Origin of the sequence: Halorubrum sp. AD140 (assembly GCF_034497445.1) — an archaeon.
Taxonomy (GTDB): Archaea; Halobacteriota; Halobacteria; order Halobacteriales; family Haloferacaceae; genus Halorubrum.
On record NZ_JAXRUU010000103.1, the window covers coordinates 1 to 5,510 of the forward strand.

General features: G+C 70.7%; 6 protein-coding genes. 3 read left to right on the forward strand and 3 right to left on the reverse strand.

From position 1 onward, the window contains the following. Nucleotides 1-1,068: 3-phosphoshikimate 1-carboxyvinyltransferase (aroA, locus tag U4E84_RS16000; protein ID WP_322533114.1), on the reverse strand; the 1,068-nt coding region annotated here is incomplete at its 3' end. A gap of 141 nt (nucleotides 1,069-1,209) precedes the next feature. Here aroA and U4E84_RS16005 point away from each other — a divergent pair. After that, complete coding sequence (locus tag U4E84_RS16005; protein WP_322533115.1) at nucleotides 1,210-1,740, forward strand: multiprotein bridging factor aMBF1; 531 nt, start codon at nucleotides 1,210-1,212, stop codon at nucleotides 1,738-1,740. A 62-nt stretch (nucleotides 1,741-1,802) separates the two neighbouring features. Here U4E84_RS16005 and U4E84_RS16010 read toward each other — a convergent pair whose 3' ends face one another. Further along, nucleotides 1,803-2,225 (reverse strand): disulfide bond formation protein B, encoded by a 423-nt coding sequence (locus tag U4E84_RS16010; protein WP_322533116.1) that lies wholly within the window; start codon nucleotides 2,223-2,225, stop codon nucleotides 1,803-1,805. Next, nucleotides 2,222-2,968, reverse strand: a complete 747-nt coding sequence (locus U4E84_RS16015; protein ID WP_322533117.1) for a DICT sensory domain-containing protein — start codon at nucleotides 2,966-2,968, stop codon at nucleotides 2,222-2,224. Before U4E84_RS16015 ends, U4E84_RS16010 begins: the two co-directional genes overlap by 4 nt. 119 nt (nucleotides 2,969-3,087) lie before the next feature. On the opposite strand from U4E84_RS16015, the gene tpiA reads away from it, so the two are divergent. Beyond that, nucleotides 3,088-3,732 (forward strand): triose-phosphate isomerase, encoded by a 645-nt coding sequence (tpiA, locus tag U4E84_RS16020; protein WP_322533118.1) that lies wholly within the window; start codon nucleotides 3,088-3,090, stop codon nucleotides 3,730-3,732. A gap of 204 nt (nucleotides 3,733-3,936) precedes the next feature. Next, on the forward strand, nucleotides 3,937-5,510 hold a 1,574-nt coding region (gene dnaK / locus U4E84_RS16025; protein WP_322533119.1), incomplete at its 3' end, for a molecular chaperone DnaK.

The window sequence follows — 5,510 nt, forward strand, 5'->3', positions numbered from 1 at the left end:
GTACCGGACGTGCTCGCAGTTCGTGATCCGGGTGTCGCCGTCGGCGACCGCGCCCAGCGCGGCGATCGTGGGGAGGAGGTCGGGCGTGTCGCCCACGTCGACCTCGACGCCCGAGAGGTCGGAGCGCCGGACGGCGATGACGCCCGCCTCGCGGTCCCACTCGACGTCCGCGCCCATGCGCTCCGCGATCTCGACGATGGCGGAGTCGCCCTGCGCGCTCGGGCGGGCGCCCTCGATCCGGACCGCCTCGCCCGGCTCGGCGGCGACGGCCCCGGCCGCGACGAGGTAGGAGATGGAGGAGAAGTCGCCGGGGACGGCGTAGCTCCCGCCGGCGGGAGCGTACGACTGCCCGCCCTCGACGACGAACCCCGCCGCGCCGGCGGCGCCGTCGAGAGTCTCGCCGTCGCCGTCGACCGGCGTCGCTTCGACCCCGAAGTCGGCGAGGAGTTCGAGCGTGATGTCGACGTACGGCGCCGACTTGAGCGCGGTCGTCAGGTCGATCTCGACCCCTCGCTCGGTGACCGCGCCCGCCATCAGCAGCGCGGTGACGTACTGCGAGGAGACGTCCCCGGGGATCGCGACCTCGCCGCCCCGGAGGGGCCCGCTCACGACGAGCGGCGCCTGCCCGTTGCCGCGGGTCGACTCCGCGCGCACGCCGAGGTCGCCGAGGGCCGTCAGGAGCGGTCCCTGGGGTCGCGACCGGAGCGAGGCGTCCCCCGTCAGCACCGTCGTCCCGTCCGCCAGCGCGGCCGCCGCGGTGACGAGCCGCATCGTCGTCCCGGAGTTGGCGCAGTCGATCACGTCGTCCGGGACCGCAGGTCGACCGGCGAAACCTTCGACGACGAGCGCGTCGGCGTCGGAGGCGTCCGCCTCCGATTCGGGCGCCACCGCGCCGCCGAAGGCGGTCACGGCGCGCGCGGTCGCCCGCGTGTCCGCGGAGACGAGCGGGGAGCGCACGGTCGCGCCGTCGCTGTATCCGGCCGCGAGCAGCGCTCGGTGGGTGTAGCTCTTCGAGGGGGGCGCGCGGGTCCGGCCCCGAACGGTCGAGTTGGTGACGCGAACGTCCATACCTCCCCTGCCGTCCGCGGCGACAAGTGGGTACCGGACGCGGCACGATTCTGCGGTCCCTCGTCCCCGCGGACCGGTCCGGCGCGTCCCGCAGAGCGTCCTGGCGCACCCTTTATACCGGCGGGAGCGTTAGCGTCGCGTATGCCCCAGTGTGAGATGTGTGGCGCCGACCAGGCCTCGCTGACGACGACGAAGGTCGAAGGCGCCGAGCTGGAGCTGTGCAGCTCGTGTACGGACTTCGGCACCGAGGTCCGCGACGAGTCGACCGGCTCCGGCGGCGGCAAGTACTCCACGAGCTCGAGCACCGGGAAGTCCTCGTCCGCCGGCTCGTCGTCCGGTTCGTCCGGCTCCTCCGGCGGGTCGACGCGCCGCCGGCGCGACATGTTCGACGACATGGACGAGATCGCCACCGACTACGACGACCGGATCCGGAACGCCCGCGAGTCACGGGGGCTCAGCCAGGAGGAGCTGGCCGACCAGCTCAACGAGAAGGCGAGCCTCATCCGGAAGCTCGAACGCGGCGACACGCTCCCGACCGACGAGATCCAGCGGAAGCTGGAGCGCGCGCTCGACATCTCGCTGGTCGAGGGCGAGTCGGTCGAGGACGCCGACTGGGACGGCGGCGACGCGGGGACGATGACGCTCGGCGACGTGGTCAAGCGAAAGGACTGAGCGGACCGAATCGTCGGAATATCCCGTTTTTCACCGGTATCGTCGCCCTCGCGCCGCAGCCGTCACCGTCGCTCGACGCGCAGCCACATCCCGACGAGGAGGGCGGCGAGCAGTCCGAACGCCACGAGCGAGAGGTTCGGTATCGTGAGTCCGAGCCCCGGACTCTGCCACTGAACGGCCGCGCACGGGCCGCCGAGCGCGCACGCTGTCGTCGTCGCCTGGAGGTACGAGTGGTACGCGGAGAGGCCCACTCCGAGACCCACGAGCGGCAGCGCGGTCCGCGAGACCGCCGGTCGACGCTCGAGCGTCGCGACGCCGAGCACCGCGACGAGCGGGTACATAAGGATCCGTTGGTACCAGCACAGATCGCACGGCGTGAGCCCGAGTCCGAGGCTGAACCACAGGCTCCCCGCGGTCGCGACCGTCGCGACGAGCGTCGCGGCCGACAGCCAGAGGGTCGTCTCCGAGGGGCGAGCCGGCGTCACGCCGCCTCCCCGCCGTCGTCCGTCCGTTCCGATCCCCCGTAGCGCTGCGTGAGGTAGTCGATGATGTAATCGACCGTCTCGGGGTCGTAGCTCCAGAAGCCGAAGAACTCCCCGGGGGCGCGCTCCTCGGCGAGCAGCGCGCACTTCGCACCGTCGTAGCCGCCGCCGTCGTACGCGACGAACCACGTCTCGCGCAGCTCGGCGGCGCGACCGGTGTGGACGGCGTAGTGCTCGACGGCCGGAGGGTCGCCCTCGTCCGCGGCGTACGCGTGAACGTCGAGCCCCGCCTTCCCGCCCAGCAGGTCGTACGTGTCCGCTTCGCCGGTGAGCACGTCGAGGGTCTGGAATCCGGCGTGAAGCTCGCCGTGGCCGACGCGCCACGCGCGGTCCTCGATCTCGCGGGACGCGGCGACCATCTGCGCCCGGGAGTAGGCCGTGACCGGCTCGCCCACGCGGTCGGCCGCGTTCCCGCCGTCGACCGCGTCCTCCTCGGAGCCGTCAGCGCTCGTTTCGGCGCCGGTTCCGGGCAGGAGCTCGTCCACGTCGACGGCCGTGACGAACTCGCCGTCCCGGGAGAGGACGGCGTACCCGTCCGGTCCGCCGCCGGTCCGTTCGCCGACGATCCGGACGTTGCGGTCGGCGAAATGCTCCCGGAGCGCGTCCGTGACCTCGGGGTCGGCGTTGAACACGGTCAGCGTGGCCTCCCGCGCTTCCACGCCGGTGATGAGCTCGATGAGAGACATCTCTCGTCTGGACCACAGGACCGGAGTATAAGGTCGTTTATGCTTTCGGGGGATCGTCGCGGAGAGCGGCCGGCGGCGAAGCCTGAAGGTATTTGCGCCCGCGGCCCCCGAGTGCGAGTATGTTCATCCTGGTGAACCTCAAGGCGTACCCGTGCGATCCGATCGAAGTCGCGACCGCCGCGCGCGACGTCGCCGAGGCGTCCGGCGCCCGGATCGCGGTCTCACCGCAGGCGGCCGACCTCGCCCGCGTCGCCGACACCGGCGTCGAGACGTGGGGCCAGCACGTCTCGCCGAACGCGCACGGCTCTCACACCGGGTCGACGCTCGCCGAGGCCGTCTCCGACAACGGCGCCGAGGGGACGCTGATCAACCACTCCGAGAAGCGCCTGAAGCTCGCCGACGTCGACGGGTCCGTCCGCGCCGCCGAGCGAGCCGACCTGGAGACGATCGTCTGCGCGAACAACCCCGCGCAGGTCGGCGCGGCCGCGGCGCTCGGCCCCGACGCCGTCGCCGTGGAGCCGCCGGAACTCATCGGCGGCGACGTCTCCGTCTCGACGGCCGACCCCGGGATCGTCGAGGACGCGGTCGCGGCCGCCGACGCCGTCGACCCCGACGTCGACGTGTTCTGCGGCGCCGGCGTCTCGACGGGCGACGACGTGGCCGCCGCGGGCGACCTGGGGGCCTCGGGGATCCTGCTGGCCTCCGGCGTGGCGAAGGCGGACGACCCGCGAGCGGCGCTCGAGGACCTCGTCTCCGGGGTCTGAGACCGGCGAGCGTCGCGGAAGTCGGTGGGCCGCTCCTCGGTGGCGACCGACGCGGGCTCCTGCGATTGCGGATCTGTATAAAGACACCGATGCGACCCATTGACACGATCGTCGAAACCGCACGACTCGAGCGGGATCAACTGTTCCGTGAGATCGCGCCGTCTAGTAACCTTTAACCGACACAAGCCGCTACCTTTGGGCAAGATGGCGAGCAACAAGATCCTCGGTATCGACCTCGGTACCACCAACTCCGCGTTCGCGGTGATGGAAGGCGACGAGCCCGAGATCATCGCCAACGCGGAGGGCGACCGGACCACGCCCTCGGTCGTCGCCTTCGCCGACGACGGCGAGCGACTCGTCGGGAAGCCGGCGAAGAACCAGGCCGTCCAGAACCCCGACCGCACGATCCAGTCGATCAAGCGGCACATGGGCGAGGACGACTACACGGTCGAGATCGGGGACGACGAGTACACGCCCGAGCAGGTGTCGGCGATGATCCTCCAGAAGATCAAGCGCGACGCCGAGGAGTACCTCGGCGACGACGTCGAGAAGGCCGTGATCACGGTCCCCGCGTACTTCAACGACAAGCAGCGACAGGCGACGAAGGACGCCGGCGAGATCGCCGGCTTCGAGGTCGAGCGCATCGTCAACGAGCCGACCGCCGCCTCCATGGCGTACGGCCTCGACGACGAGTCCGACCAGACCGTCCTCGTGTACGACCTCGGGGGCGGCACGTTCGACGTGAGCGTCCTCGACCTCGGCGGCGGCGTCTACGAGGTCGTCGCCACGAACGGGGACAACGACCTGGGCGGCGACGACTGGGACGAGGCGCTCATCGACCACCTCGCCGACGAGTTCCAGAACGACCACGGGATCGACCTCCGCGAGGACCGCCAGGCGCTCCAGCGGCTGAAAGACGCCGCCGAGGAGGCGAAGATCGAGCTGTCGAGCAAGAAGGAGACGACGGTGAACCTCCCCTTCATCACCGCGACCGACAGCGGTCCGGTCCACCTCGAACAGTCGATCACCCGCGCGACGTTCGAGAACCTCACGGGCGACCTCCTGGAGCGCACCGTCGGACCGACCGAGCAGGCGCTCTCCGACGCCGGCTACGCCAAGTCGGACATCGACGAGGTCATCCTCGTCGGCGGCTCGACCCGGATGCCGCAGGTCCAGGAGCAGGTCGAAGAGCTCGTCGGCCAGGAGCCGAAGAAGAACGTCAACCCCGACGAGGCGGTCGCGCTCGGCGCGGCGGTCCAGGGCGGCGTGCTCTCCGGCGACGTCGACGACATCGTCCTGCTTGACGTGACGCCGCTCTCGCTCGGGATCGAGGTGAAGGGCGGCCTCTTCGAGCGGCTCATCGAGAAGAACACCACCATCCCGACGGAGGAGTCGAAGGTGTTCACCACGGCCGCCGACAACCAGACGTCCGTGAACGTCCGCGTCTTCCAGGGCGAACGCGAGATCGCCGACGAGAACGAGCTGCTCGGCGCGTTCCAGCTCTCCGGCATCCCGCCGGCGCCCGCTGGAACCCCGCAGATCGAGGTCTCGTTCAACATCGACGAGAACGGTATCGTCAACGTCGAGGCCGAAGACCAGGGCTCGGGCAACGCCGAGTCGATCACCATCGAGGGGGGCGTCGGCCTCTCCGACGAGGAGATCGAGGAGATGCAGGAGGAGGCCGAGAAGCACAAGGAGGAGGACGAGGCCCGCCGCGAGCGGATCGAGGCCCGAAACGAGGCCGAGACGACGATCCAGCGCGCCGAGACCCTCTTAGA